We start from the raw sequence: 1,818 nt of genomic DNA, 5'->3' as shown, positions 1-1,818 counted from the left end.
TCCAGTGCGGAAACACCCGCGCGAAGCCCGCCATGATATCGCTTGCGACCGGAAATCCAGGCTTTGAAACCGGTCAGCGCATTTTCGAGCGGCAGAACCTTGCGGATGTGGCAGCACCGGTCCGGATCGCGGCGGTGCAGCGCTCCAGCGCCGTCGAGCACGCGCAAGACGTCGGTCTGAGGCTTGACGACGCGCAGATCAGTGAGACCGAGCAGAGCCGTCAGCTGCGCGCGATAGGCGATCGTCTCCGCGAACAGCTTTCCGGTGTCGAGCGTGATGATGGGGAGCGAACGGTCGATCGAGGCTGCCATATGCAGCAGCACTGCGGATTCTGCGCCGAACGAGGACACGAGCGCTATGTTTCCACAAAACAGATCGGTGACGAGCGGCGCCAGCAGGTCGGGCCCGTCGAGATGGTTCAGCTCTGCGACGACAGCTTCATACATCGCGGTTCGGCCGGTCAAAGACGGTGGTGGCGTGACAAGGCCGCATCATAGCTTCGCCACGAAATCGAGGATCGCCTGGCGGTCGGTCTCGTCCAGGTCGAAGAAACGGTCGCGCACGATCTGCGTCGTGCCGCCGTGGGCGAAGACGGCATCGCGCAGCGTGTTCGCGCGGCCGTCGTGCAGGTAGCGTTGGCGCAGGCGGATGCCGACGAGCGGCGTGGTCCGCCATTCGGCGCCGATGGCATCGCCCTGGACGATCTTGTCGTCGAGTGCCGGCCCCATGTCGTGCAGCAAAAGGTCGGAATAAAGCCGGACTTCGCCGTTGACACCTTCCAGCGCCGGCACATGGCATTTGGCGCAACCGACCGAGGCGAAAAGCCGTCCGCCATGGCTGCCGAGCATCGCGCTGTGGCTCGATGAAGGCGATGCGGTCCGGAAGGTCGACGAGAATGGGAGCAATGCGCCATAGGCCAGCGCCGCCGACAGTACCAACCCGACGAGGCCCACGCCGACCAGGCGCCAGGCGCCGCCGGCCTCTCCGAGTCGGCTGACCCGGGTGGTGATGCCGAGCGCGATCATCACCATGAGGAACAGGAACTGGTCGACATCGAGGATGACGCGGCGCAGTTGCGGATTGAGGGTGATCTCCGAATTGAGCATCACCACGCCGAGGAACGCGACGATGAACCACGGGAACGGGATCGGCGCTGCCTCTTGCGCCTTGTTGCGGCTGCGAAAGACCAGGCTGGCGGCGAGCAGAAGCGGGACGAGCATCAGCACCTTGCTGAGCTTGACCAGCGTGGCGGTGTTCAGCGCGCCATCGGAAATGGCGAAGGAGGCGCCGTAGACCTGCGCCAGCTCGAAAATGCTCGCCCCGACGAACACGCCATAGAGGCGGTCGTCGAGATGCGGCAGCCATCCGCTCAGGAACATGACCGGATAGGCGAGCAACGCCACGGTGCCGCTCAGCGTGATCAGGGCGATGGCGATGCCGGCACTCTGGTCGCGCGCACGCACGAGCGCGGCCATGGAGAGGATCGCCGCGGCGCCGCAGACGGCGCTGCCGACCGCGACAAGCAGCGCGATCTCGGCGTCGAGCCTGAATAGCTTGCGCGCGATAGCGTAGAGCAGCGTCAGCACGAGGATCAGCTCGATGGCCGCCACCGCGAGCGGCATGAACCCCAGATCCAGGAACAGCCGCGTCGTGATACGGAAGCCGACCAGCACCACGGCGAGCCGCAGCAAATAGCGCTTGGTGAAGTCGAGCCCCGGCCGCAAGGCGTCTGGACAGGCGAAGCTGCTGCCGATCATGAGCCCGAAGAGCATGGCGACGAGGACCGGGTTGCGCGACAGCGGCTCGCCCAGTCCGCCG

General features: G+C 65.6%; 2 protein-coding genes. Both read right to left on the bottom strand.

Annotated elements, in window-relative coordinates; all coding sequences use genetic code 11:
* Window positions 1–446: phosphoadenosine phosphosulfate reductase family protein (locus tag EOB36_RS33690; RefSeq protein WP_164897717.1), on the bottom strand; the 446-nt coding region annotated here is incomplete at its 3' end.
* Between the two features lie 45 nt (window positions 447–491).
* Window positions 492–1,818, bottom strand: a 1,327-nt coding sequence (locus EOB36_RS33685) for a putative sulfate exporter family transporter (protein ID WP_128286583.1), incomplete at its 5' end; no start/stop codon positions are given.

It is taken from the genome of Mesorhizobium sp. M6A.T.Cr.TU.017.01.1.1, from assembly GCF_004023115.1.
Classification (GTDB): Bacteria; Pseudomonadota; Alphaproteobacteria; order Rhizobiales; family Rhizobiaceae; genus Mesorhizobium; species Mesorhizobium mediterraneum.
Note: the sequence above shows the minus strand (reverse complement) of the source record. Positions and strands in the feature narration are given on the sequence as shown.